At 32.1% G+C, this 26,743-nt stretch carries 25 protein-coding genes; 7 read left to right on the top strand and 18 right to left on the bottom strand.

Translation table 11 applies throughout. The features are described 5' to 3' along the window. Positions 1-111 precede the first annotated feature (111 nt). Complete coding sequence (locus tag ASC44_RS08405) at positions 112-1,017, bottom strand: DUF6607 family protein (protein WP_055447155.1); 906 nt, start codon at positions 1,015-1,017, stop codon at positions 112-114. A 104-nt stretch (positions 1,018-1,121) separates the two neighbouring features. Here ASC44_RS08405 and ASC44_RS08400 point away from each other — a divergent pair, with 104 nt between their 5' ends. Together ASC44_RS08400 and ASC44_RS08395 are read left to right on the top strand one after the other, a co-directional pair. After that, positions 1,122-3,251: a TonB-dependent receptor plug domain-containing protein gene (locus tag ASC44_RS08400; RefSeq protein ID WP_055447154.1), complete on the top strand. Its 2,130-nt coding sequence runs from the start codon at positions 1,122-1,124 to the stop codon at positions 3,249-3,251. Positions 3,252-3,262: 11 nt separating this feature from the next. Then, entirely contained in the window at positions 3,263-4,351 is a 1,089-nt protein-coding gene (locus ASC44_RS08395; protein ID WP_055447153.1) for an HmuY family protein, read from the top strand. Positions 4,352-4,425: 74 nt separating this feature from the next. On the opposite strand, the gene ASC44_RS08390 is transcribed toward ASC44_RS08395, so the two are convergent. The 15 genes from ASC44_RS08390 to ASC44_RS08320 form a co-directional block, all read right to left on the bottom strand. Continuing rightward, complete coding sequence (locus ASC44_RS08390; protein ID WP_055447152.1) at positions 4,426-5,052, bottom strand: carbonic anhydrase; 627 nt, start codon at positions 5,050-5,052, stop codon at positions 4,426-4,428. Between the two features lie 12 nt (positions 5,053-5,064). Then, positions 5,065-6,927, bottom strand: coding sequence for a SulP family inorganic anion transporter (locus ASC44_RS08385; RefSeq protein WP_055447151.1), 1,863 nt, complete (start codon positions 6,925-6,927; stop codon positions 5,065-5,067). Between the two features lie 43 nt (positions 6,928-6,970). Beyond that, positions 6,971-7,639: a DUF2490 domain-containing protein gene (locus tag ASC44_RS08380; protein ID WP_083476267.1), complete on the bottom strand. Its 669-nt coding sequence runs from the start codon at positions 7,637-7,639 to the stop codon at positions 6,971-6,973. Positions 7,640-7,664: 25 nt separating this feature from the next. Continuing rightward, on the bottom strand, positions 7,665-8,291 hold the full coding sequence (locus tag ASC44_RS08375) for a carbonic anhydrase family protein (protein ID WP_055447150.1): 627 nt from the start codon (positions 8,289-8,291) through the stop codon (positions 7,665-7,667). Between the two features lie 28 nt (positions 8,292-8,319). Continuing rightward, positions 8,320-9,120, bottom strand: coding sequence for a universal stress protein (locus ASC44_RS08370; RefSeq protein ID WP_083476266.1), 801 nt, complete (start codon positions 9,118-9,120; stop codon positions 8,320-8,322). Positions 9,121-9,126: 6 nt separating this feature from the next. After that, positions 9,127-10,719, bottom strand: coding sequence for a SulP family inorganic anion transporter (locus tag ASC44_RS08365; protein ID WP_055447148.1), 1,593 nt, complete (start codon positions 10,717-10,719; stop codon positions 9,127-9,129). A gap of 89 nt (positions 10,720-10,808) precedes the next feature. After that, positions 10,809-11,051 (bottom strand): hypothetical protein, encoded by a 243-nt coding sequence (locus ASC44_RS08360; RefSeq protein ID WP_241491422.1) that lies wholly within the window; start codon positions 11,049-11,051, stop codon positions 10,809-10,811. A gap of 105 nt (positions 11,052-11,156) precedes the next feature. Continuing rightward, a complete protein-coding gene (locus tag ASC44_RS08355; protein ID WP_055447146.1) occupies positions 11,157-11,912 on the bottom strand; it encodes a tetratricopeptide repeat protein in 756 nt (251 codons plus the stop codon). A gap of 38 nt (positions 11,913-11,950) precedes the next feature. Beyond that, the gene (locus tag ASC44_RS08350) at positions 11,951-13,717 is read right to left on the bottom strand and encodes a BatD family protein (RefSeq protein WP_055447145.1); all 1,767 of its coding nucleotides are present in this window, start codon (positions 13,715-13,717) and stop codon (positions 11,951-11,953) included. Positions 13,718-13,754: 37 nt separating this feature from the next. After that, entirely contained in the window at positions 13,755-14,594 is an 840-nt protein-coding gene (locus ASC44_RS08345) for a tetratricopeptide repeat protein (protein WP_055447144.1), read from the bottom strand. Positions 14,595-14,651: 57 nt separating this feature from the next. Continuing rightward, the gene (locus ASC44_RS08340) at positions 14,652-15,686 is read right to left on the bottom strand and encodes a VWA domain-containing protein (protein ID WP_055447143.1); all 1,035 of its coding nucleotides are present in this window, start codon (positions 15,684-15,686) and stop codon (positions 14,652-14,654) included. 49 nt (positions 15,687-15,735) lie between these two features. Continuing rightward, positions 15,736-16,740 (bottom strand): vWA domain-containing protein, encoded by a 1,005-nt coding sequence (locus tag ASC44_RS08335; protein ID WP_055447142.1) that lies wholly within the window; start codon positions 16,738-16,740, stop codon positions 15,736-15,738. Further along, a complete protein-coding gene (locus tag ASC44_RS08330; RefSeq protein ID WP_055447141.1) occupies positions 16,740-18,422 on the bottom strand; it encodes a hypothetical protein in 1,683 nt (560 codons plus the stop codon). The genes ASC44_RS08335 and ASC44_RS08330 overlap by 1 nt, the downstream gene beginning before the upstream one ends. Before the next feature lie 11 nt (positions 18,423-18,433). Further along, the gene (locus ASC44_RS08325) at positions 18,434-19,297 is read right to left on the bottom strand and encodes a DUF58 domain-containing protein (protein WP_055447140.1); all 864 of its coding nucleotides are present in this window, start codon (positions 19,295-19,297) and stop codon (positions 18,434-18,436) included. A gap of 99 nt (positions 19,298-19,396) precedes the next feature. Beyond that, positions 19,397-20,398, bottom strand: coding sequence for an AAA family ATPase (locus ASC44_RS08320; protein ID WP_055447139.1), 1,002 nt, complete (start codon positions 20,396-20,398; stop codon positions 19,397-19,399). Positions 20,399-20,603: 205 nt separating this feature from the next. Here ASC44_RS08320 and ASC44_RS08315 point away from each other — a divergent pair, with 205 nt between their 5' ends. From ASC44_RS08315 to ASC44_RS08295, 5 genes are read left to right on the top strand one after another with little or no spacing between them, the layout of a single operon-like run. Further along, a complete protein-coding gene (locus ASC44_RS08315; protein ID WP_055447138.1) occupies positions 20,604-21,479 on the top strand; it encodes an aldo/keto reductase in 876 nt (291 codons plus the stop codon). A 39-nt stretch (positions 21,480-21,518) separates the two neighbouring features. Further along, on the top strand, positions 21,519-22,277 hold the full coding sequence (locus ASC44_RS08310) for an SDR family NAD(P)-dependent oxidoreductase (RefSeq protein ID WP_055447137.1): 759 nt from the start codon (positions 21,519-21,521) through the stop codon (positions 22,275-22,277). Continuing rightward, the gene (locus ASC44_RS08305; RefSeq protein WP_055447136.1) at positions 22,274-22,900 is read left to right on the top strand and encodes an HD domain-containing protein; all 627 of its coding nucleotides are present in this window, start codon (positions 22,274-22,276) and stop codon (positions 22,898-22,900) included. Before ASC44_RS08310 ends, ASC44_RS08305 begins: the two co-directional genes overlap by 4 nt. Beyond that, positions 22,897-23,664 carry a phosphodiester glycosidase family protein gene (locus ASC44_RS08300; protein WP_241491420.1) on the top strand — a complete coding sequence of 256 codons (768 nt, stop codon included), beginning with the start codon at positions 22,897-22,899 and terminating at the stop codon, positions 23,662-23,664. Before ASC44_RS08305 ends, ASC44_RS08300 begins: the two co-directional genes overlap by 4 nt. Before the next feature lie 32 nt (positions 23,665-23,696). Further along, positions 23,697-24,830, top strand: a complete 1,134-nt coding sequence (locus tag ASC44_RS08295; RefSeq protein WP_055447135.1) for an ATP-binding protein — start codon at positions 23,697-23,699, stop codon at positions 24,828-24,830. A 204-nt stretch (positions 24,831-25,034) separates the two neighbouring features. On the opposite strand, the gene ASC44_RS08290 is transcribed toward ASC44_RS08295, so the two are convergent. Together ASC44_RS08290 and ASC44_RS08285 are read right to left on the bottom strand one after the other, a co-directional pair. After that, the gene (locus tag ASC44_RS08290; protein WP_055447134.1) at positions 25,035-25,679 is read right to left on the bottom strand and encodes a hypothetical protein; all 645 of its coding nucleotides are present in this window, start codon (positions 25,677-25,679) and stop codon (positions 25,035-25,037) included. Between the two features lie 22 nt (positions 25,680-25,701). Further along, a complete protein-coding gene (locus ASC44_RS08285) occupies positions 25,702-26,634 on the bottom strand; it encodes an OmpA family protein (protein ID WP_055447133.1) in 933 nt (310 codons plus the stop codon). Positions 26,635-26,743 lie beyond the last annotated feature (109 nt).

Below are 26,743 nucleotides of genomic sequence, written 5' to 3'. Positions count from 1 at the left end.
TTATGGTATTCTGTTATCAATTTTTAGGCCGCGAATTATAAGAACACTTAGTATTTTATTTCAGTTCCACTAACGGCTTGTGCCTCAATTTGGAGTCAATAATACGGAAGCTTATTTTTTTACAAACGATTCTATTAACGGATTGATTTCTTCTGCTGTTTGGTATTTTTCTTTATCGAATAAATATTTAAATAGTACTTTATTATCTACTTTTTCTTCTAAGAATAGATCTTTGTTTCTAGCAAAAACTTCATCCCATTTTGTACGTACTAAAGCCCACTTATCTTTTTCTTTTGCCCAATAGTTTTGTGCTGCAATACATTCGCTATCCTCTACTTTTTTGTACACATTATGTCCTTTTTCTTCGGCTATAATTTGGTAAGTACCTTCTTCGCTTAAAATTTTATCATTGTCTTGATCGTGTATCCAACCTGTTGTAGTTAATTCGTGTCTGTTTGTTCTACCTGTAACATTATAGTCGCTACGTTGTGTGTATTCGCGTCTTGGCAAAGGTGCAGTTGTAGTGTTTTCCCAATAGTGTTTACCATCTAAATGAATCCAAGTTGCAGAACCTTCGTAACGCGGGCTATCGTCTACCTGAAATACTTTTTGAGACCATTGTCCTTGTACTTGTCTTTTATCTAATTTTGTGTATTTCCACTCGTTATTTCTAAAATACTCGTACAAATCTGTATTTTCAAACTCCCAATCTTGTCTCCAGTGCTTTACTATATATGGGTTTTCTTTAGAACCTACAATTAATAAATGTTGCATCGCTATTTTATCTTTTTCATCTTCTACAAGTTGTACCCATTCTAATCCTCTATCGTGTTTTGTTTTTGAAGCAACGTATGTAGAATCATCAGAATACTGAAAAGTTTCAGCAAAATTAAAGCTCACCTCATAACAACCACACATGCTTTTAATGGCTTTTTGATCTTGTTTTTTCTTGTTTTGAGCGTTTATACTAAACGGTATAGAAAGAATAATTGCTACTAATACTACTAAATGTTTCATTTTTAAGCTATTTGGTTATGGTATAAAAAAAATATTAAAAATTTATTATTCTTATTTAGATTGAATTAAAATAAGATATATATTTGCAGCAAATATAAAATAGAATGATTCTAAATAAAAATAAAATCACCATTTATTTTTCACTTTTTTTAAGCTGTATTTCTTTTGCTCAAGTAAAAAAAGACTCTTTAAAAACTCAATCTCTTGAAGAAGTTGTAATTACAGGACAATACAACCCACAATCCATAAAAAAATCTATTCATAATGTAACTGTTATCAATAGAACACAAATTGAAAGTCAAGCCGCAAATAACTTGGCCGATTTATTAAACTTTAACCTAAACCTTACTGTTACTCCTAATGCGCAATCTGGAAAATCTACAGTTTCCTTTTTTGGTTTAGACTCCCAATACTTTAATATTTTAATAGACAATATTCCCTTGGTGAGTGATAATGGCTTAGGAAATAATATCGATTTAACCCAAGTAAACCTTGATGATATCGAGCGTATTGAAATTGTAGAAGGCGCCATGGGAGTAGAATATGGTGCCAATGCTGTTTCTGGTGTTATTAATATAATTACAAAAAAAGCAATTAGTAGCGACTGGAAAATTCAAGCCTTTGTACAAGAAGAAACCGTTAGCGATGAATACGAATGGTTTGATAAAGGTAAACACATACAATCTCTTAGTATTGGACATAATATTAACGAAAAACTCTTTACTAGAATTGGTTTTAATAGAAATGATTTCGCGGGTTTTTATAATGACAAACAAGGTCAAGATTACTATCAAAATGATGGTTTAAGAGGTTACGATTGGTTACCAAAAACACAAATTAATACGAATGCCTTATTAAGTTATAATACTAATAATTTTAAATTAGCTTATAAATTTGAATATTTTAATGAAACTATAAATGCTTTTGATGCTTCTGTGAGAGCTAATGTTGATGTTGCTAATCAAACGAGTAATCCTTCTGCTACAGATAAAATTTTTACCACCAATCGTTTTGTAAACAATGTAAACCTTAGTGGTCGTTTACATTCGGGTGCCAATTATAACGCTTCGTTTTCTTATCAAACACAAAAAAGAGATTTAAACGAATTTAATTACTATATACTTACACAGGATAGAACGGATGAAACCGACGAAACATACCAATCTAGTAATGTGTTTTATTCTAAAGGCGACATTAATAATCTTGTAAAAAGTAAGTTCTACAACTTTCAAATAGGTTACGAAACGCGCTTTATAAAAGGTTTCGACACACAAGCTTCTGGTGATGTTACACAACAAGATAAAACTAGAAAACAAGATAATATTGCCTTGTTTGGTTCTTCAGAAATAAACATAAATGATGCCTTTTCTATAAGGCCAGGAATACGTTTTGAGTACAACTCTTTATTCGATTCTAGCGTTTTAGCTTCATTAAGCACACGTTATTTAATGCCTAAAGGTTTCGAATTGCGTGCCAACGTTGGTACTTCATATAGAACACCAAATTTTGAAGAGTTATACTACTACTTTGTAGATTCTAACCACGATGTAAGAGGTAATGAAAACTTAAAACCAGAACAAGGCTATTCAGCATTTTTAACCTTAAAAAAGAAGAGTTGGTTTAATGATACTGCATTACAAAACACCATAAAACTAAGTTATATAGACCTAAAGGATAAAATTGATCTTGCTATTGTAAACGCATCGCCTTTACAATACGAATACATAAATATAGATACTTATAAGCTTTGGGGAATTACACAAGAGAACAGTATAAAAAGAGATAATTGGACTTTTAATTTAGGAGGAACATTACAAGGTATTTCTAGAATTGTAAATAACGAAGTTAATATAGATAATGACTTTTTATGCTCCTACCAATTAAACACAAGTGCAACTTATAACGTTAAAAAATGGAATACTGCTTTTACGTTACTATTAAAGCATAATGGTAAGCAAAAGGACTATACGTCTACTGGTACAGACGGTGATGGCAATTCTATATTCGAAAAAAGGACTACAGATGCCTACAGTTGGTTAGACGGTTCTATAAAAAAATCTTTTTTCAACAATAAAATTCAAGCAACAATTGGCGGACGAAACCTACTAGATGTTACTAATGTAAATGTTAGTAACTCTTCTACAACTGGCACGCACTCAACAACCAGCAGTGGACTTCTATTAGGTTATGGTCGCTCTTATTACTTAAAACTATTATATAATTTAAACTTTTAAAACCAATTACAATGATTAACAAATTATTTACCTCAATTTTATGTCTTTCACTATTCGCTTTATCAAGCTGTAGTAGTGACGATGATTCAACACCATCTCAACCTATTTCTATTATAATCGAAGGCGCAGAAGTGTCTCCAGAAATTGGAGGACCAAACGAGCAAAACCAAGTTTATATAGATTTAAGTACAGATACTGCGACTGCTATACAACGTGATTCTTGGGATTTAGGATTCTATTCTGGAAGTGATTTTAGAGTTGCTATAAACGGTTCTATTTACATGGCAACTGCACAATTAACAGCAACAGATATTGATGCTGTTAACTCATCGTCGACAGAAGTTCAAGATTTACAACCACAAGTAGCAGTAGGAACATTTGATGAAGCAAATTTAGAATTTATTGATGCTCCTTATGGTCAAATTACAGAAACGGCTATTGATGCCATTTCTGATACAGATACTAACAATCACGTCTATTTAGTAAACTTAGGTTTTAAAGTAGGAACCGAAACGCCTTCAAACGGAAGTGTAGCTGTTTCTGGAGACTCTAGAGGTTGGAAAAAAATTAGGGTTACGAAAAGTGGAAACGATTACGTATTACAATATGCAGATTTAGATGCTACAACACATAACGAAGTCACTATTTCAAAAAATGCAGATTATAATTTTACTTTCTTTAGTTTTAATACAGAATCTGAAGTTAGTGTAGAGCCTATAAAAACAGAATGGGATTTAAACTTTACTGTTTTTACTAATGAAATTACTGGTTTTGGTGCTTACGGATATTCGGATTATATAGTTAACAACATAAAATCTAATGCAACTGCTTATATGATAGATACAGAACTAAACACCTTTACATATGAAAATTTTACTCTTGGAGATGTTATAGATACAAACTTTACAAACGACCAAAGAAGTATTGGAAGCAGTTGGAGAAATGGAGGAGGACCAGGAGCTTTACCGTCTTTAAAAGAGAATGTTTTTTATATTGTTAATGATACCGATGGCAATTTGTATAAGCTAAAGTTTTTAGCAATGGCTAGTGAATCTGGAGAACGTGGTCATCCACAATTTGTTTATAGCTTATTACAATAAGCTAAGATTTGTTTTTAGAATTAGTTCTTTTAAAAATGAAAAAGCCACTCATGTTTTGAGTGGCTTTCTTTGTTCTAGTCTAAGTGATAAATTTCTCTAATATTATCTAGAATTTTTTCAAAATCTATTTTTAAATCTATTAGTTTTCCTGAGTGAATATCGAAAACCCAACCGTGTACTTGCAAGCCATTACCACGAACTGCTTTTTGAATAGCAGCTGTTTTAATAAGGTTTACACATTGTTCTTGTACGTTTAACTCTATTAGGCGTTCGTATTTTTTTTCTTCATCTTTAATAGCATTAAGCTCATCGTTATGAATACGATATACGTCACGAATATTACGTAACCAAGGATTTAACAGACCTAAATCTGCAGACTGCATAGCGGCTTTTACACCACCACATCCATAATGCCCACAAACAACAACATGATTTACTTTTAAATGTTCTACTGCATACTCGACTACAGACATGGCATTTAGATCTGTACCAATAACCATATTTGCGATATTTCTATGCACAAAAACATCTCCAGGACCTAAACCCATTAATTCTTCAGCAGTTACTCTACTGTCTGAACACCCTATAAATAAGAGTTCTGGATTTTGACCTTCACCTAATTTATCGAAGTATTTTTCGTCTTCATTTAATTTAGACTTAATCCACTTTTCATTGTTTTGGAATACTTTGCTGAGATTCATAATATTAGAAAATTAATATGTGTTTTCGACATTATTTTTTATCCATTTTAAGCAGGTTTTAAAATCTTTAAAAATGTGCTCATTTGGTATAAAATCTGGAATAATACCTATACGTTCCATAAGATATCTTGGTTGCTTTAAAAGGCCAACAAACAAGACATCAATATCTTTCTTTTTTAGATCTTGTAACATGTCTTCCATAGCGTACAAACCTGTTTGATCCATGTATTGCATGCGTCCTAATCGTAATATTACAATTTTTGCTGTGTCTGGAATTTGCAGCGTTAAAGCTTGGAAATCACTCGTAGAACCGAAAAACAATGGTCCTTTTAGATGTTTAATAAAGACTTCTTCTTTTAATTGTTTTGGAAATTCAGACTCATCATCCCAAGTTTCTTCTTTTAATGATTTAACATCTGACCGTTCAGCGGTTAAATCACCAATTTTTTTCATGAACATTAATGATGCGATTATAAGACCAATACCAACAGCATAAATTAAATCCCAAAAAGTAGATAACAATAATACTATAAGCATTATTAAAACTTCCGAGCTTAATTTTAAAGGTCCAAATTTAATATCTCTCGGTAAACTTGGTATTGCTTTTAATCCTTTGTAGTCCATAACACCAATACCAACAGTTATTAATATACCTGCTAAAACTGCTGCAGGTATTTTAGATGCTACAGGTCCTAGTGCTAGCATAATTATTAGTAACATAATACCAGCAATCATTCCAGAAAGTTTTGTTTTCCCTCCTGCATTAATATTTACAACGGTTCTAATAGTGGCTCCGGCACCTGGAATACCTCCAAAAAGTGCAGCAATAGTATTCCCTATTCCTTGACCTATTAGTTCTTTATTAGGCTTGTGTTTTGTTTTGGTCATGTTATCTGCAACAACACTTGTTAAAAGCGAATCTATTGCTCCTAATAATGATAAGGTTAGCGCTGTAAAAATATATGGTGAAATACTACCAAAACTAAAAGAAGTGAATATTTCATATTTTGGCATTCGTATACCTCCAGGTATTTCAGAAATAGGTCTATAACCTAAGTTAAAACCATAAGCAATACCAGACATAACAACTAATGCCACTAAGGTGCTGGGTATGGCTGTTGTTATTCGTTTAAATCCGTATATAATTAGTATCGTTCCTAAAGCTAGAATAAGCTCTAGCCAATCAATGTTCTGTAGTGCTCTTGGGAGTACTTTTATAGCGCCTATTGTTCCAGATGCCTCTTGAGCTGCTAATGTTTGAGCTTCGTTTAAAACTTGTTCTGGTGTAATTAATTCTGCTCTTTTTTTTGTTTCTTGAAAATCATCTAAAACTAAAATACCTTCGCCTACTTCTTCTTTTAATATGTTTTCAAGAATAACTTCTTCTGCTTGTGGTTTAAATTGCTCAACAAACTCAGTGTCTTCTTTTGGGTAATAACCAATGGAAGGTAAAATTTGAGTTAGTAATATTATAACTCCAATAGCAGTCATGAAACCAGAGACCACTGGGTATGGTATATATCTTATATATTTTCCTAATCCTAAAAAACCAAGACCTACCTGTATTAGTCCTGCTAACATGAATACGGTTAAAATTGCTGGAAGCGCTTTATCAACACTTCCATCGTTTGCTGCTACAATACCAGCAATTACAACCATACTCACTGCTGTCATTGGTGCAGTTGGTCCAGAAATTTGCGTTGCTGTTCCTCCAAAAAGGGCTGCAAAAAAACTAATAAAAATAGCTCCGTACAATCCTGCTTCTGGTCCAAGCCCAGAAGATACACCAAAGGCCAATGCTAATGGTAGCGCTACAATTCCTGCAGTAATACCTCCAAAGGCATCACCTTTTAGATTTGAAAAAAAGTTTTTCATAAGTTATATATATAGTAAGTAATTTTATTTAAAAACCTATAAATTAAAGATTAATGAATGCAATAATATTTATTTGATCTCTAAAAGAGGTTTCAAATATCTGACTCATATATCCTAATTCAAATTTTATATTCTCATTTAATTTATAACCAAATCCTCCATAAAGCCTATTTCTATCGAATATAGAGGGTTCTGTGTTTAAAAATACTTCATTATAGGCAGACAAATACAATGTTTTTGGAATAATTTCTTTATTATTTAATGGGTAATTAAATGATAAGAAATAGCGTAATCTCATTTTAAAGTCGCTTTCAATAAAACGTTGTTCAAACCTATAGCGCTGCGTAATGTTTAATCTCCATTTATTTTGCTTTGTTGTAAATTGTTGGAAAATACGGTGTTCGTTTACAGATACTTTGTCGTCTGTATCACCTACATAGTTTTCAGACAAAATATAACCATAACCTAGTAATAAATTATCATTATTTTCGGTTAAATTATATCCTAAGCCTGTTCTTAATAATAGTTGCTCTAAATCTCCACCAGCATCGTAATTTCTATACTGTACTTCATTATGAATATTCCATTTAGAATTAAGTTTTTTGTTTCCAATATAAATTAACCAATTTCCTAAATCACTTTCTTGCCCTAAAGCAAGAAAAGGCAACACTAAAGCTATTGTTAGTGTTGCCATTAAAGTTTTCTTTTTCATTTTAACTTATTTTTCCTGATATTTCTTAGTAAAAATTCACAGCTCCTGTATTAATATCGTACATCGCTCCAACAATTTTTATTTCACCATTTTTCTCCATTTCAGTAAGAACTGGGCTTTCAGCATGAATTCTATCTATTGTTAATTCTACGTTCTTTTTTGATACGTCATCAACAAAATCTAAATTTTTAGAAGTTCTTAAATTAGCTTCTTTAGGTTCTGTAACAGCTTTTACTGCTGGAGTTATTTTCTCTATTAACTTAGTAAGGTTACCTAATTTAGCATCGTCACAAGCACCTTTTATTGCGCCACAACTGGTATGGCCTAAAACTACAATTACTTTGGTTCCGGCAAGTTTACACCCAAACTCCATACTTCCTAAGATATCTTCATTTACAAAGTTTCCTGCTATTCTAACACTAAATACATCTCCTAAACCTTGATCGAAAACTAATTCGGCAGACACTCTAGAATCAATACAACTTAGTATTGTTGCAAAAGGAAATTGTCCATCACTTGTATCATTTACTTGCTCTAAAAGGTTTCTATTCGCTTTTAGATTACCTTGAAACCGTTGATTACCTTCTTTTAAAAAGTCAATTGCTTTTTGAGGTGTCATTGTCGACTGTGTTTCTTTTGTATGTGCTTTCATAATGTTTTGTTTTTTTAATTAATTAAAATTATGCTTCCGAAACTAATAACGAAACATTTAATTTGTTTATCACTTCTTTTAAAGAAGTTTCTATTGTATTTTTTGTTTTATTTTCTGCTCTATCTACACAAAGTAAGTTAATGTTATTTTTTGATAAATATGAAGAGAGTGTAGTCATGGCATTTGCATTTTTTTCAAAAGCATATTCCAGCATTTTATCTTCATTTTCAGCAGATGTATTTATTGTTTCCTTTTGACTGTTAATAATTTTAAAAGACTGTAAAGGTGCTTTTGTATGTGTTATTAAGTCTTTTGAAAACTTGGTATTAAATACTTTTTTTGAATCATTAAAGACACCTAAAGTCATTTTTTCATTCGGTACTAAAGCATTTTTATTTGCCGAAATCATAATAACGCCTTTAAACTCTTTTAAAACAAAATGAGTAATACTGTCTCCTATAATTCGAAGTGGATTAGAATCTCTTTGTCCTAAAACAATAATATCAGGCTTAGTAAGTTTAATATGATCACGAATTTCATCTTTTATTTTTCCAAAAGAAAAGCTAGTATTAATTGCTACATTATACTCTTTTGAAAAAGGATGGATTAATGCTTCAATTTCCTTTTCTGTAGTATTATGCGCTTCATTTAAAGATCTAATAGCAGATAATTGATTATCACTTTCTACAATATCAATGTGCTTTTTAACATGAAACAATGCAATTTCAGCATCAATCATACTTGCTAAGCTTACACTACTCATTAAGGTAGTAGCGGCCATTTTTTTTAAATCGGAAAGTACTAATATCTTATGCTTATTATTCTTCATAACGTCCTAACTTAAACTTATATTAGACTTAGGTCTTAATTGAAAGAATTCAATAAAACTAGGTGGATTTTCAACAATCCCTCTTTTAGAAATTAATTTTATATCGATATTTCTTTCTTTAGCTTTAAAAGCGAAATCTTCAAGAATTTCAACAATATCATAATCAAGATATCTCGTTTTAGTAACGTCAAATTCTAAATAAGTATCTCTTGGTAAGCTATCAAGCTCTTTTAAAATAGCTCCTTTATTGAAGAAAGTAACTTCTTCGGCTAATGCCATTTTAATTTTATGCTTCCCATTACTATTATCTTCAATATGTAAGAAGTGAGAGTTTTGGTAACTTTTTAAAAGTATTACCACAATACCAACAACCAAACCTAAGCCGATACCTACTAACAAATCTGCAAAAACGATCCCTATTACTGTTACAAAAAACGGTACAGATTGTTTCCATCCTAATTTATACATTTTAATAAATAATGATGGCTTTGCAAGTTTATAACCTACAATTAATAAAATTGCTGCTAATACCGATAATGGTATTTTGTTAAGTAGAGTAGGTATTAGTATTACAGAAATTAATAGTAAGAACCCATGTAGAATTGCAGACATCTTAGATTTTCCACCAGATTGAATGTTAGCAGAACTTCTAACAATTACTTGAGTTATTGGTAAACCACCTACTAAACCAGATAATATATTACCAGCACCTTGAGCTAATAGTTCTCTATTAGTTGGTGTAACATTTTTATTAGGATCTATTTTATCAGATGCTTCTACGCATAATAAAGTTTCTAAACTTGCTACTAAAGCGATTGTAAAGGCTATAACCCAAACTTCAGGATTTGTTATTACTGCGAAATTTGGGAAGCGGAATTGACCGATAAAAGAATCAAAATCGTCTGGTACTGGAACGCTTACTAGATGCGAATTAGCGATAACCAAAGTTTCGTTAGATTGAGTGACTAGGTAAAAAATAATACCAACAACAACTGCTACTAAAGGTCCTTGAACAATTTGGAAAAATTTTCCTTTTTTAGATAAAACGCTACTCCATAGTAGTAAGATGCCTAAGGCTAAAAAACCAACAACCATAGAGCCTAGAATAACATTATCGAAAAGATTCCATATTGCAGAGAAAGTATTTTCTCCAGAAGCTTCCAGAAAACTATCTGCTCCTTCTGCCTCGGCATCGTAGCCAAAGAAGTGAGGAATCTGTTTTAATATTATTATTATTCCAATACCTGTAAGCATACCTTTAATTACCGATGAAGGAAAGTAATATCCAATAATTCCAGCTTTTAATATACCAAAAACTAGTTGAATTATACCTCCTAAAACGACTGCAACTAGAAAGTTTTCATAGCCACCTAGACTGCCAATAGCTGTTAATACAATTGCTGCTAAACCAGCTGCTGGTCCACTAACGCCTATTTTGGAACCACTTAAAGCTCCTACTACAATACCTCCTATAATTCCTGCTATTACTCCTGAAAAAAGTGGTGCTCCACTTGCTAATGCAATACCTAAACATAGTGGTAGTGCAACGAAAAATACAACGACACTTGCTGGCAAGTCGCTTTTTAATGTTTTAAACATTTATAAATTGATTTTATACTATTGACTAGTCATCAATAGTTATTTTAATATTTTTTTTGGGGGACAAATAATGACCTAACGATAAAATATTAAATAAAATCTGGTGGTGGAGAAATGAGATTTAAGTGAGGTTTCGAGTAGTTTTTAAAGAAATAACCTAAATTGTTTATTATTAAAACGTTCTCTAAACATAAGAGATCTTCTTCATTATTATGAAAAACTAGTTTTAAATTGTGGTTTTCTTCCTCCTCTTCTGACATGCTATAAAAAACAGATATATCTACAGAGTCATCTAAAGCTACAATAATAGATGGCGCTGTAATAATCGCCATGAATAATATAGTAAAGAATATAGATATGTTTGTTTTTAGCATGTATAGAAAATAATTTAAGCTGCAAATATAAGATTAATGCTATATTCTTATGTTAAATAAAAACTAAAAATTCTGTAAGAGTTTTAAGTCAGTGCTTTCTATCCATCCTGTTTGACCATCACTAAGTTTAATTTTTTTCCAATTTTTTACGGTGTCTATAACCTGAACTTTAGTGCCTTCGTGCAAAACAAATGCTTCTTCACTACGCATATTTGGCTCACTTTTAACTTGAGATTCTTGAGCAAAAACAATGGCTGGATTATTCTTTTTTGCTAAATCAAAGCTATAGAAACTGAAAATTAGTGCAATGCATGCAAGTACTATTGAAAGAGAACTACTTACAAAATAAAATCTTTTTTTTCGAGTTCCAAAAGTAAAATAATAAAGTAAATAAAAGAGCACAAATAACAGAACGCAAGCTATTGTTAGCTTAGCCCAATTATCGAAAGTAAGACTATTTGTCGCCTTTTTAATAAACCTGGTTAAACCAACTTCTGGCAAATTCTCTATCGCATCAATGCGCATATTATTGGCAAATGCTAAGTTGTTTTTTATATCCTTGTCATTAGGTTTTAATGCGAGTGCTTTTTCAAAATAATATACCGATGACGCTATATTATTAAGCTTATAATGTGCATTAGCAATATTGTAATACAACTCGGCAGAATGTTTATTGGTATTTAGGATTACTTCATATCTATCTATAGCTTCGGCGTATTTCGCTTCGTTGTAAAGCGTATTTGCTTGGTCAAATATTTTATCGTTTTGGGCAGAAATGCTTCCGAAGAAAAATAATAATATGTAGAGTATGTTTTTCATCTGTGGTTCTTGTAGATTCCTTTTTAGAAATAACAAAATTATCTAATCTGTTTGTCTATTAAATTTATCGTGCTTGCAGACTTGTCATAATCTTGCTGCATGGTAACGGTTGTAATTGGTGTGTATCTTGCTAATTCGCAGTTTTCGAGAATAGTTTCAAAATCTATAACCACGGTGTTATCTACTTGCTTTTCTAATAATAACACGCGAATTTTGTCTTTACTTAAATCGCTAGTTTCAATATTTAATTTTGCTTTTAAATAATTATGCAATGCTTTTTCTAATGCAACATAAAAGGCTTCTTTTTGTCCTAGAGCTTTTTTAGCAGCACCTAAGTATTTTTTAGCTAATTTATCTGCTTTTCTAAGTTTGTTGCCTACAATATCACCAGCGCGCTGTTCTTTTTTTCTTCTGAAAACAATTGCTAACGGAATTAATAATAAAGGAGATATTAAGCTTACCCAAAAGACTGTCGATTTAAAAAAGTACGTAGTGTTTTTTGAAATTAAATTCGCGTCAGTTTTTATAAATGCAAATTGATCGTTGTTTAGAACGATGTTTTGTTTTTCTCCGCCTTCTGTGGTCAAGTTGTTATCGGAAGCTCCATAAACAGGGCCTTCTAAAACATTAATTATTGTTTCGTTAGAAGATAAACGCTTATAACTTTCTGTCTTTAAATCGAAATAAGAAAATGAAATTGTTGGTATTGGATATTTACCTTTGTATTGTGGAACAATGGTATAGCTGTTTGAAATATCACCTTGCATGCCACCTAAATTGGTTCTTACATTCTCGTTGTGCTCTGGCTCGTAAACCTCTAGAGAATTAGGTAGTGTTAACTCTGGTAAGGATAATAATTTTAAATTTCCTTTACCTGAAACCGTTACTTTGGCTTGTAGAGATTCGTTTGCATTAAGCTCTTTTTTAGAAGTGCTTAAGTTAAATTTAAAATCACCAACTGCTCCAGAAAAATCAGATGGTTTTCCTAATTCAGGTAATGGTTTTACATTAATTGTACGTCTTCCAGCGGTTACAGGAACGTTAATTTTGCTCATTAATCTTTGTCCAAAAATATCTCTTCTCTTCGTTGGGATATCTGCTGTAACATCAAGTTTTAGAGGTTCAATAATTAGCTTGCCTGTTTTTTGAGGATATAAGACGGTTCTGCGTAAAACAACATATTGATAGTCTTCACCTTTATATTTTCCTTTTTCTATTTTTAATCCTTTTGGGTTAATCTGCTGGCTCCAAAAATCGTCGTATTCAGGATTGTCTGTTTCTCTCCAATTACTAACGCCAGTATTTGGTGCAACATACAATTTGTATACTACAGTAATCGCTTCATTTAAATAAGGATCTGTTTTTGAGATTTCCGCTACTAAATGAATATTTTCACTAGCAATAGCTGTATTTGGGTCTTTCGGTTTTTGTATTTCTTTGGTAACGTTAATTACTATAGCGTTAGTTTTATAAGTCTCACCGTCAATTTCTATACTAGCAGATTCAATCATTAAATTGCCTTTACGCTTTGGAGATAGGTAGTAGCTATATATTTTCTCGAAAGAGCGTTTACCATTAATCCAAGAATTACTTACCGACTGGTTTGGTCCACCAACAACATCGAAACCATCGAAACCGGGAGGATTGAAATTATCTCCATCTTTATTCATAGAAAAATCTACTCGCAGACGCTCATTTAAACCTAAAGTTTTTTTGCTCACTTTAGTTTGAAATTGAACCTGCGCGCTAACTATACTTGTAAAAAGTATAAAGAGTACTATTGCTATGTGTTGTGTTTGTTTCATTTTAATAGTTTTCGCTACGTGAGCGAAACAATATAATTTACCAGTCTTTCTCTGTTTGTATTTTAGCACCTTTTGCTTTCTCAGCATTCATTTTGTCTTGCACTTTCTGCTCTTGGTTGTCCATTGCTTCCAACAGGTTCTTTATTTGCTGAGGTGATAATTTTCCAGGTTGTTGTTGAGGTTTTTGTTGCTCCTTTTTCTGGTCGTCTCCTTCACCGTCTTTTTCTTTCTCTTCATCTGGTTTGCCTTCATCTTCGTTCTCGTCTCCTTCTTTTTTGTCGTCCTCGCCTTTGTCTTTATTATCCTCTTGGTCTTCTCCTTGATCTTCCTTTTTATCTTGATCCTTTTGGTCTTCGTTTTCTTTTTTGTCCTTATTCTTGTCGTCTTTGTTATCCTCTTCTTGAGGTGGCTCTTCGTTTTTAGCACATTCTTTCGCTAGTGCATAATTATAACGTGTTTCTTCGTCTAAAGGATTGTTTCTTAATGCGTTTTTAAAAGCCTCTGCAGCTTCTTTACATTTTTTTTCTTGCATTAATATGTTTCCAATATTATGAAACGCTCTATGTTTCTCTAATTTATCGGTTGCATTTTTTGTAGCTTGTTGATTACGAAACAACGCTTCTTCAAAGTTTCCTTTTTTGTAATATGAATGCCCTAAATTATATGTACCAGCAACGCTTGTAGGCTTATTAGAAATAGCTCTTCTATATTCCATTTCTGCTGAAACAAATTCGTCGTTACTCGCTAAATCATTAGCATCACTAATTAAATCATTAGTTTTTTGATTTAACTTTTCAAGTGCTTTTTCATTTTCCTCTTGCTGTGCAAAAGTGAAAGAAACCGTAAAAATTAGTATGTAAGTTATTATGTTTTTCATTGCTTATTTTCAACCTATAAATATATGAAACCCTTGATTTGATTGTTGTTAAGGATTTTATAAATTTTCATTAAACAAGTTTAGCTTTTTCAGCCAAGCTGTTTTTCGTTCTAATAGAAAAATATCGATGAATAAAAGTAAAATTCCAAAACCTAAAAACCATTGAAATTGCGATTCGTAAGCTGCAAATTGCTTAGACTCGAATTCGGTTTTATCCATTTTATTTAAAATATCTCTTATTTGCTCAACTACTTTACCTGTATTGTTTCCGTTTATATAAACACCATCTGCTTCTTTAGCAATATTTTTTAGAGTTTCTTCGTTTAGCTTTGTAATAACGGTTTCTCCTTGCCTATCCTTTTTGTAACTTAAAATAGCACCATTTCTCTTAATAGGAATTGGACCTCCTTTTTCACTACCAACACCAATGGTGAATATTCTAATACCAGCTTCGTTAGCTTCTTCGGCTACTGTTGCAGCCGCTTCACTGTGGTCTTCTCCGTCGGAAATAATAACCAAAACACGATTGGTTTGCTGGTCGTCATCGTAATATGTTTTTGCTAATTCTATGGCTTCGTTAATTGCTGTTCCTTGTGAAGACATCATATCTGTATTCATATTCTGGAGGAACATTTTGGCAGAGCCATAATCTGTTGTAATTGGTAATTGCGGAAATGCTTTGCCTGCATATGCAATAATACCAACGCGATCACTTGCCAAATTATTTATAATTTGAGTGACTAATTGTTTCGATTTCTCTAATCTGTTTGGTGCAATATCTTCAGCAAGCATACTTTTAGATACGTCTACCGCAAACACAATATCAACGCCTTCGCGTTTTACCGTTTCTAATTTAGAGCCAATTTTTGGATTAACCAAAGCCATTGTTAAACTGGCAAAAGCTAAACATAATATGGCAATTTTTAATACCGATTTAAATAGCGATTTATTAGGGCTCAAACGTTTTAAAATTGCTTGATTAGCAAATTTATTTTGTGTTTTACGTTTCCAAATTTGGAGCACTAAAAACAGTACCAATATTATTGGAATGATTAGCAATGCCCAAAACCATATTTTTTCTTCTAACTGCATTTACTGTTTATTTGTGCTTTTTCTTGATAATTACTTTGCAATACAATCATTAAACAAAACTTTTAAAAACCGTAATTCTTAATAACAACTCGAACAAGAGTAGAATTCCTGCTACCCAAACAAAAAATCTAAATTTTTCTTCGTAATTATAGAATTTAAACTCTTCTATTTCTGTTTTTTCAAGCTTATTAATCTCGTCGTATATTTCTGCTAATTTCTTATTGTTTGTTGCTCTAAAGTATTTTCCGCCTGTAACTGCTGCTATTTCTTTTAAGAGCTCTTCATCTATTTCTACTTTAACTCTTCCGTATTGAAATTGTCCGTTTTGTTTCATGGAAATGGGTGATAAAGCCATGCCATTTGTACCTAAACCAATAGTGTATGTTTTTATACCAAACTCTAGGGCTAACTCGCTTGCTATTTTTGGGTTTATAGAGCCACCATTGTTTACACCATCTGTTAATAGAATAATAACCTTGCTTTCTGCTTTACTATCTTTTAACCTGTTTACAGAGGTTGCTAAGCCCATTCCTATTGCTGTTCCACCTTCGATAATGGTATTGTATCTAATATCGTTAAGCGACCTTAATACAATGCTTTTGTCGCTTGTAATTGGTGTTTTTGTATAGCTTTCTCCCGCATATTCCACAATACCAATACGATCGTTTGGTCGTCCTTTTATAAACTCTGAAGCGACTTCCTTTAAGGCTTCTAATCTGTTGGGCTTTAAATCTTTGGCCAACATACTTGCGGAAACATCTATTGCCATAACAATATCAATACCTCTTGTTTTTTTTGTTTTTGTAGAAACGTCGACTGTTCTTGGTCTTGCTAATGCAATTATTAAGGACGTTAGAGCAATCAACCTTAAAGCAAATAATAAATGCTTAAGTTTTGGTAATACCGAATTAGTTACCTTAAACCCTTTTAAGCTTGATATTTTAAGCGCTGCGGTTTGTTGTTTATTTTTAAAAAAATACCAAAGCATAGCTAATGGTAGCAATAATAGCAACCAGAAAAATCCTTTGTTTAAAAATTCTATGCCTTCAAACATTATTCAGTTTTTGGATTTAGTTCTATTGATTTTAATATGCGTTCCACTATATCGTCTGCATAAGTGTCGTCTTCAGGGTAAATAATAACCACTTGTTGTAATATATTTTCTGCTGTAAATAGCACAAAACTAAACTTTGCTTCTCTTAACTTATCACTTCCTAGTATTGGGATATTCATGGTTCCGTAAGACTTTAATCCTTCGGCTCCATTTGTTGTTGTAAACTTATCTTTTAACGCGACTATGTTTTTGGCTCCTTGAGCCTCCATGCCTTGCAGTGCTCTTTCAGAAATTGCACCTAAATCAACCTCTGGAGCGTTAGCTTGTTCTTGAGTTTCTGCGGCTCTTTCCTGCTTAGGAAACTGCATTGTATTTACTGTTACATTAAAGACGTCTAACATAGTCCCGTAAGAAAAACTACTCGATTTTGGTTGGTTTTCTTGACCTTCTATTACCGGAGATTCAATACGCTTTAAAACTTTTGGTGTTGCAATTATAATTGGTGGAGCACCATAAGCACTTGTTACCCATTCTCCTTCCAATAGCTCTTTACTTTCGTGACCTAAAATAGTGTCTTTTACATAACTAAAGCCATACTTATAACCTAAGCCAACTAATGTTCCTAGCAATAAAAAGGCAACAATACCAACGGTTAAAACTATTTTTCTTGTTTTGTTTCTTCGTTCTTGATCTTCTTTATATTGCTTGTCTTTAAGTTTTTCTTCTTCGGTTGGCTCTGGTAAAGCTTCCTTAACGTGATCGATTTCTAAATCTATAGTGTTTCTATCTATTTCGGCTAAAGCAACATCTGGCGTTCCTTTTGCAAATTTTACTAAATCTGCTCGCTTTAAGATGGTTTCAATATTTCTAATATCATTTTTACTTAACTCTATTTGATTGCCATCCTTTAATAAATTTAATCTTGAAACAAGTTCATCTGTTGTGCTCTCTAAAGCATGATCGTAAACCTTTTCGTCTAGATATTTTCTAATAATAAACGTTAAGTCTGAATAATAACCTTTTAAATTTTCGTTTTGAAGGTAGCTACTTTCATCCAACTGCTTCAATGCTAACTTTGCACGATCGTAAGGTGGTAATAATGCTATTTCTTCTTCTTCTGTTAAAGGTTTTACTCTCCAAATAAACCACCATAATAGAAAACCTATTAGTGCTATTACTAATAAAGCTAAGAGGAGATACTTCCACCAATTACCAATGCTTTTTTCAACTGTAATTATTGGTTTTATATCGTAAAGGCCTTGTTTTGTTGTGTCTACTACAATTTCTCTAATTTCGACTTTTAAAGAATCTGTGTAAAACGCTTTAGAACCAATTAATATTTTTTGCTTCGGAATGGTATACGCTCCAGAATCGAATTGCGTTAATCCGTACTTTTTAATCAGGTTATATCTATCGTCTTTTTTTGTAGTATCTATGGTGTAAGACTCAATCATTTCCATAGGAGAAAATGTTTGACCTTCCGGGAAAATAACTAACGATGTGGTGTCTACATCAACTTCAATTTTATAAGTAACTTGCGCTCCTATTTTAATAGAAGTAGAGTCTATAGTTGTTTTAACTTGACTATAAGAGAACAAAGAAAAAAGAACTAATACACAAGACAAAACCAATTGTTTTAATTGATTGTGTCTAAAGTTCGTTATTCGTAATTTATAATTCATCATTCGCTTAATTATCTTCTTTTAAAATAGCCTAATAATTTTTTAACGTAGCTCTCATCTACTCGACAATCTATACTTCCAGCTCCAGATTTAGCAAAGCTATCTCTGTAATAAGACACTTTCTCGTTGTAAAAATTACTATAATTCTGTCTTACTTTTTTAGAGCCTGTATTTACTAACATAAGCTCTCCAGATTCTCCATCCTGCATTTGTACAATTCCTAAATTTGGGATTGCTTCTTCGCTTTTGTCATAGACACGAATACCGGTAATATCATGTTTTCCGGCAGCAATTTTTAACGTTTGCTTGTAGTCGTCTGCAATAAAATCTGAAAGCAGAAAAACAATAGCCTTTTTCTTCATAACGTTTCGCATGAATTTTAAAGCTTCGGTAACATTCGTACCTTTACTTTTAGGCTTCAACTCTATTAGTTCGCGAATAATACGTAAAACATGAGAACGTCCTTTTTTAGGTGGAATGTAAAGTTCAATTTGATCTGAAAATAAAATCAATCCTATTTTATCATTATTTTGAGTAGCTGAAAAAGCTAACGTTGCAGCTATTTCTGTAATAATTTCATTTTTAAATTGTTGGTCTGTACCAAACAATTCTGAACCAGAAATATCAACCATTAATAACATGGTTAGCTCTCGTTCTTCCTCAAAAACTTTAATATGTGGTAGATTGGTTCTTGCTGTTACATTCCAATCTATATTTCTTACATCATCTCCATATTGATACTGGCGAACTTCAGAAAAAGTCATACCACGACCTTTGAAAGTCGAATGGTATTCGCCTCCAAAAATATGATCAGACAAACGACGTGTCTTAATCTCTATTTTACGTACTTTTTTTAGTAATTCTTTAGTATCCATTTTTTTTAAGTATGCAGTGTGCAGTCATCAGTAAGCAGTCAAAAAAAGAATTCGAGTAAGCTACTGCTAACTGAAGACTTAATAACTGCCAACTATTTTTTAAGGTACCTCGACAACATTTACAATCTTGTTAATAATATCTTCACTTGTAATATTTTCAGCTTCAGCTTCGTAAGTAATACCAATTCTGTGACGTAAAACATCGTGTACAACTGCACGAACATCTTCTGGTATTACATAACCACGACGCTTAATAAATGCGTAGCATTTTGCAGCAGTTGCCAAGTTAATACTTCCACGAGGTGAAGCACCAAAAGAGATTAGAGGTTTTAAATCTTCTAACCTATATTGTTCTGGATAACGTGTTGCAAAAATAATATCTAATATATATTTCTCGATTTTATCATCCATATACACTTCACGAACCGCATCTTGAGCTCTTAAAATTTGTGCTACAGAAACCACAGGATTTACTTTTTCCCAAGAGCCTTTTAAATTCGCTCTCATAATTAACTGCTCTTCATCCTTTTTAGGGTAATGAATCACAGTTTTAAGCATAAATCTATCTACTTGTGCTTCTGGTAGTGGGTAAGTTCCTTCTTGTTCTACTGGATTCATTGTAGCCATTACTAAAAATGGTTTATCCAGAATAAACGTTTCGTCTCCAATAGTTACTTGCTTTTCTTGCATCGCTTCTAATAAGGCAGATTGTACCTTGGCAGGTGCTCTGTTTATCTCATCGGCAAGTACAAAATTTGCGAATATTGGTCCTTTTTTAATAGAGAAATCATTCTCTTTCATGTTAAATATAAGTGTACCTACAACATCTGAAGGTAACAAATCTGGAGTAAACTGAATACGACTAAAGCTACCATCAACTGCTTTAGACAGTGTGTTAATAGCTAACGTTTTTGCTAAACCGGGAACACCTTCAAGTAAAATGTGTCCTTGACCTAGAAGTCCAATAAGCAAACGCTCGATCATATGTGTTTGACCAACAATTACTTTGTTCATTTCATAAACTAGTAAATCGACAAAAGCACTTTCTTTTTCAATTTTTTCGTTAATTGATTTTATATCAATTGCACCTGTTTCTTCCATCTTTTTATAAATTTTAAAGGTCGAATATAATACCTCAAATTAAGAACTGCAAATTGTTACTTTTATATTTGCAATCGTGTTAACAATTGGTTAAAAATTCAAGCATTTAAAGGAAGTAATAGCTATTTGTTTGGTATTTTTAAGGTTTTATTAGCATTTCGTAAAAAAACTTCTGCTTAAAGAGGGAATAAAAAGTAAATTTTTAATGACAAAAAACAACTACTCAAAAATTATTGCTGGAACGATGACTTGGGGGATTTGGGGAGGTTCACTTTCTAAGTTAGAAATTATAAAACGCATAGACCATTGTATAGATAATAGTATTACAACATTCGATCATGCAGATATTTACGGAGATTATACAACCGAAAAAAAATTTGGCGATGCTTTCAAGGAAACCGAAGTAGATAGAAGTAGTGTTCAGTTTATTTCTAAATGTGGTATTCAGCTTCAAGGTAAAGCAAGGCCAGGAAATAAGGTAAAACACTATAACTACAATAAAGAGTATATTATCGCTTCCGCGGAAAAATCCCTAGACAATTTAAATACCGATTATTTAGATCTATTTTTATTACATAGGCCAAGTCCATTAATGGAACCTGAAATTATAGCTGAAGCTTTTAAAGCACTTCTCGACAGTGGTAAAGTGAAGAATTTTGGTGTTTCTAATTTTACAGCATCGCAAATAGAGCTTATTTCAAAATATACAGAGGTTTCGGTAAACCAGATTGAGTTTTCATTAACGCAGCACACAGCAATGCAAGATGGTATGCTTGATTATCTAAGAACAAAGACTATTAGCGCAATGGCATGGTCTCCTTTAGGTTCTGTGTTTAGAGAGGACAGCGATAAATCAAGGCGAATACATAAACAATTAGGCGAATTATTAGAAAAATATAACGCAACAGAAGACCAATTACTTTTGGCTTGGGTTTTAAAACATCCGGCAAACATTCATCCGGTAATTGGTACAACTAATTTAAAAAGAATGACTAATGCTGCCAAAGCAGTAAATATAGATTTGGATTTAGAAGATTGGTTTTTAATTTTAGCTGCCAGTCAAGGGCATGAAATGCCTTAAATAGTAAATAGTAAATAGTAAATAGTGAAAACATAAGATATGGAAAATAAAAAAACAGCATTAATTACTGGAGCAACGAGCGGTATAGGAAAAGCAACGGCTCATGAGTTTGCTAAAAATGGTATTAGATTAATATTATGTGGTAGACGTCAAGAGCGTTTAGAAACCATACAAAAAGGACTGAGTAAACTTACCGATGTACATATACTAAATTTTGATGTTCGAGATAAAAAAGCTGTTTTTTCTGCTATAGATGCTCTACCCGAAGACTTTAAGCATATAGATATTTTAATTAATAACGCGGGAAATGCACATGGTTTAGACCCAATACACGAAGGTAGCTTAGACGATTGGGACGCCATGATGGATATTAACGTAAAAGGACTACTTTATGTTAGTAAGGCTATTATCCCACAAATGACAGCGCGAAGTTCTGGGCACATTATTAATATTGGATCTTCTGCAGGAAAAGAAGTGTATCCAAAAGGTAACGTGTATTGCGCAAGTAAGCACGCTGTTGTTGCTTTAACCGAAGGCATGCGTATGGATTTAAATCCGTTTGGAATTAAAGTGGCCGCCATAAATCCTGGTTTGGTAGAAACAGAGTTTTCACAAGTGCGTTTTAAAGGTGATGCACTAGCAGATAATGCTTATAAAGGTTACAAAGCATTGCAGCCTGAAGATGTTGCAGATGTTATTTACTTTGCAATTTCTAGACCTGCTCATGTTAATATTGCAGATGTATTAATGTTTTGTACTGCGCAAGCGAGCAGTACCATTGTTAAGAAACAGATATGATAAATTGGTTAAAAAATGAATGGCACGGCTTAGTTTCTAAATATTGTAATAATACTTTAGCTGAAGAATTTTGGACTGAAATTGAAACTAATTACACACATAAAACTAGGCATTATCATAATCTAGAGCATATTTATAATATGTTATTGCAAGCTGAAACTTATAAAGCTAAAATTCAAGATTTAGAAGTTTTAAAATTTGCCATTTGGTATCATGATATTGTCTATAAATCGTCTAAAAAGGATAATGAAGAGAAAAGTGCTCTTTTTGCTGAAAAACGATTAAATACATTCGGTTTTGATGAAAGCAGAGTAAAAATTATTAAAAAACTGATTGTTTCAACTAAAAATCACGAACTTGTTTTGGAGAAAAATCAAGACAATGCTTATCTTTTAGATTTAGATTTATCCATTTTAGGTTCGGACTGGGAAACCTACCATAAGTACATTCAGAATATTAGAAACGAATATAAAATCTATCCAGATTTCATGTACAAACCTGGTCGTAAAAAAGTCTTAAAACATTTTTTAAATAGGGAAACATTATATTTTACGGACGACTTTAAGAATAAATACGAAGCTAAGGCTAGAGATAATCTAAAAAAAGAAATTGAATTATTATGAGGTTAAAAAACTATCTTTTAATATTAATAGGTTGTTTTATGATGCTTTCATGTAAAAATGAAAGCAGAAAAACTGCTATCCTTTCTAAGACTTCAGTTAAAAACACTCAAGACTTAAGGATTTTAACTTATAGAATTAATCCAAAAAAACAATCATTAAAATTTTATTGGAAAAACAAGAAAGACTCTATTATTCAAACTTTTAATAATCTTAAAACAGAAGTTGAAAGTAATAAAGAAGCTTTAGTTTTCGCGATGAATGGAGGTATGTATAAAAAAGATTTCTCGCCTCAAGGTTTATACGTGGAGAAAGGTAAAATACTATCTAAGTTAGATACTATTGATAAAGGTTTTGGTAACTTCTATTTACAGCCAAATGGTGTGTTTTTAATTACCGAAAATGGTATGCCAATAATTACTAAAACACAAGATTTTAAAATTTACAACGCTATTGATTATGCAACGCAATCTGGACCAATGTTAGTTATTGACGGAACGTTACATCCAAAATTTAATAAAGGCTCATCTAATTTAAACATAAGAAACGGTGTTGGCGTTTTACCAAATGGAGATCTTTTGTTTGCGATGTCTAAGGAGAAAATTAATTTTTACGACTTCGCTCTGTTTTTTAAAGATAAAGGTTGCGAGAATGCACTATATTTAGATGGCTTTGTATCTAAAACCTACTTGCCTTCAAAACAATGGGAGCAATTAGAAGGTGAGTTTGGTGTTATAATTGCTGAAACTAAATCTTTAAATAATTAAAGAGACTCTCGCCTTTACAAGAGTTATAGAACATGATTAACAAACGTCTTTTAATTAAAAACTTATTAGCTCACAACGATGAGAATAGTTTTTATGATAAAAAACGAAAAATTGATATTGGACAAAAAGAAGGTAAAGCTAAGTTTTTAAAGCACATTTGTGCACTCTCAAATAGTAATCCTAAAAACAATTCTTTTATAGTTATTGGAGTAGAGGATGAGGATAATAGCATACGAGGTGTTGATTTTTTTGACGATTCTAAAATTCAAAATCTTATTAATGCTTATCTTACTAATCCTCCAATTATACAATATGAAAACATTCCGTTTCCGCATTTGCCAGACCACAAAGTAGTTGGTCTTGTGACTATTCGAGCTATTGGAGGCTTAACTTCTCTTAGAAAAAATATTTGGAAATATTATGGAGGTACAGTCTTTTTTAGAGATGGAAGCATAAGCATGCCAAAGGTTTTTAAAAGCAATATTAAGGATGTAAACTCTAAAATAGTAGGTGCTATAGAGAGGAACTCACACAATAATATAGAACATACGCTTGATGGTGTTTTCGATTTTATGAATAAGCGTAAGGACTATAATCCGCGATACAAAGTGTTTAAAGAGTATTTTGTATTGTGTTGGGCTGGTCAAAAAAAAGTAGTAAAAGACGAAGTGTTTTTTTCTCGTGTAGATATAGCGCTTATTAACGACCAAGTACGTTTATTCTATTCGGCGTTAGACGAAGTCTCAATTTCGTTTGATAATAATAGCTTTAAAATTGTAGAATATGTGTCTTTAGGGCTTCAGGATAATTATAAATATTATCCATTAGAAGAAACCGTAATTGAGTTTCAGGATAATGCTAGTTATAGTATTAATAGCACTTTAATATTCAAGGCTCCCGAATTTGACAAAACAGTATTACATCATATTTACAATTCTAATAATGCTTTAGTAGAGCGGTTAAAAAAGGGAAGCAAACTGACACTGCTTCAAGAAAATGATCTTAATAATTTACCTGCTACTTTTTTAATTTGTTACTTAAATGGCTTTCATGATGCTATAGAGAAACTCAATGAAGCGAAACCTTATCTTAAAGCTTACAATAATGCTATTTACCTAAGGTATAAGGAGTCTATAAGAATATTACGCAAAGTAAAATATAACTAAATATAGAATAGCTAACGATACAAAATTAACTACCAATTATACATTTGATAATATTAAAACATTTGTATTATTATGTGTTTACAATTTTATTAATCAGAACTATAGTCTGTGTTTATCGCATTAAAGCAATAGCACTGAATTAAGGTGAAAAAAACCGTTTCTCCAAAGTATGAAGAAACGGTTTTTTATTTAATAGAAGGATGTTTACTTTCCACCGTCTAAGGCATCTTGCCATTCTTTTAATTTTTGCCATTGTCCCAAAGCAGCCATTTTACTTTGATCTGGCCAAGTTCCTGGTTTATGGATTTCGAATCGTTTACCTCCACTTTTTAATATCTCTTGACACTTATCGACGGAACAGTCTGCTAATTCAGTCCAAGTTCTTACATCATGATTATGGAATAGTTCTTTAATTTTTGGACCAATACCTTCAACAACTGTTAAATCGTCTTGAATAACCTTTTTGCCCAATACCGCTTTTGCTGCTGCTCCATCAAAAGCGACAGCTGTAATTCCTGCAGGCTTTCCAGAAACCGTTCCAGCAGCAAAACTTGCAGTTGACGCTGTAGTTATTACTTCATCTGGAACTTTTACCACTGGCGCTTTTACAGTTGCTTCTCCTGAGGAATTTCCTCCTGAAAATGTAGATTTTTTACTTGACTTACAAGCTGCTAAATCTGCTTCTAATTTTGCTATTCTATTTTTGTAAACATCTACGTCTACTTCATTAGTGCTTTCATTACTTCCTCCTCCTAAAAGCTTCCCTAATAAGTATCCTAAAATTGCACAAATAGCTCCAACTAATAATGGTATTAACCAGCATGGTATGTTTGATATTAATAAAGTCATAATTATATATGTTTTTTAATGATTATTTTAATGTTACTACTACTCTTCTATTTTTTGCTTTACCTTCATCTGTAGTATTATCAGCAATAGGTTCGTCTGGCCCTTTAGAAGAAGTATTTATTTTTGTTGTTGGAATACCGTTTTGCACTAAGTAGTTTTTTGCAAAATCTGCTCTATTTTTTCCTAACCTTGTGTTAGTCTCTCGGCTTCCTGTATTATCTGTATGTCCAATAATTTGAATAGTAGCATCATCTGTTTTATCAACATATCTAGACATTTTTGCTACTTTTTCACGCTGTGCGGCAGTTAAATTAATTGATGCTGCTCCGCTTTCAAAATAAAGAACTAATGGATTCGCTTTTATATCTGTTCTTAAAACTTTTAAACTTTCTGCTTCGCTAGTGTCGTTAGCGTCTCTAGTATTAATAGTGTAAGACAGCGGTCCGTAATGAATATTGGTAGCATCTGCTACTAATCCATCGTCTAGTTTCCCGAAGGTGTTGATTGTTTTAGAGGACATGCCATGTGAAACAAAATAGTTTTTTACGGCATTTGCTCTTGCAAATCCAAGATTTGGAAATGCAGATGTATTATTTTCTTCTTCAGTGTAGTGTCCTGTGATTTCTACAGTCTTGCTTGGATTGTCTGCTAGGTATGTTGAGAGTCTTTCGATTTGTGATTTTAAGCCGTCTGAAACTGGTTCTATAATAGAAAAAGCAGAACTTTTAAAATTAAAATTGTCTTTAGCATCGAATTTCAAACTGCTTTTCGAATCTATTATCGAAAATGCATTTTTTGTTGTGGCTTTCACTTCTGGCTCTACAATAATATTCTCGACTTCTGCTTCTTTATTTGCGGCTTCCAAACATGGCTTGCAACAAAAAAAGTAGTACAAAATAGTACCAAGAATAATGGTTAGAAAAATACCAAGAAGATAACTGGTTTTTTTACTCATTATAATTTTTATTTTAAGTTATTGAGCCTTAAGTTATTAAAAAACTGTTTAATTTTAACAGTTTATGTAAGAAATTAAAACAAATAGTCTTAAAAATCGATAAAATCAG

Origin of the sequence: Lacinutrix mariniflava, assembly GCF_001418015.1 — a bacterium.
Lineage (GTDB): Bacteria > Bacteroidota > Bacteroidia > Flavobacteriales > Flavobacteriaceae > Lacinutrix > Lacinutrix mariniflava.
The sequence above is the reverse complement of the archived record's forward strand: the minus strand, read 5'-3'. Positions and strand labels throughout refer to the sequence as shown.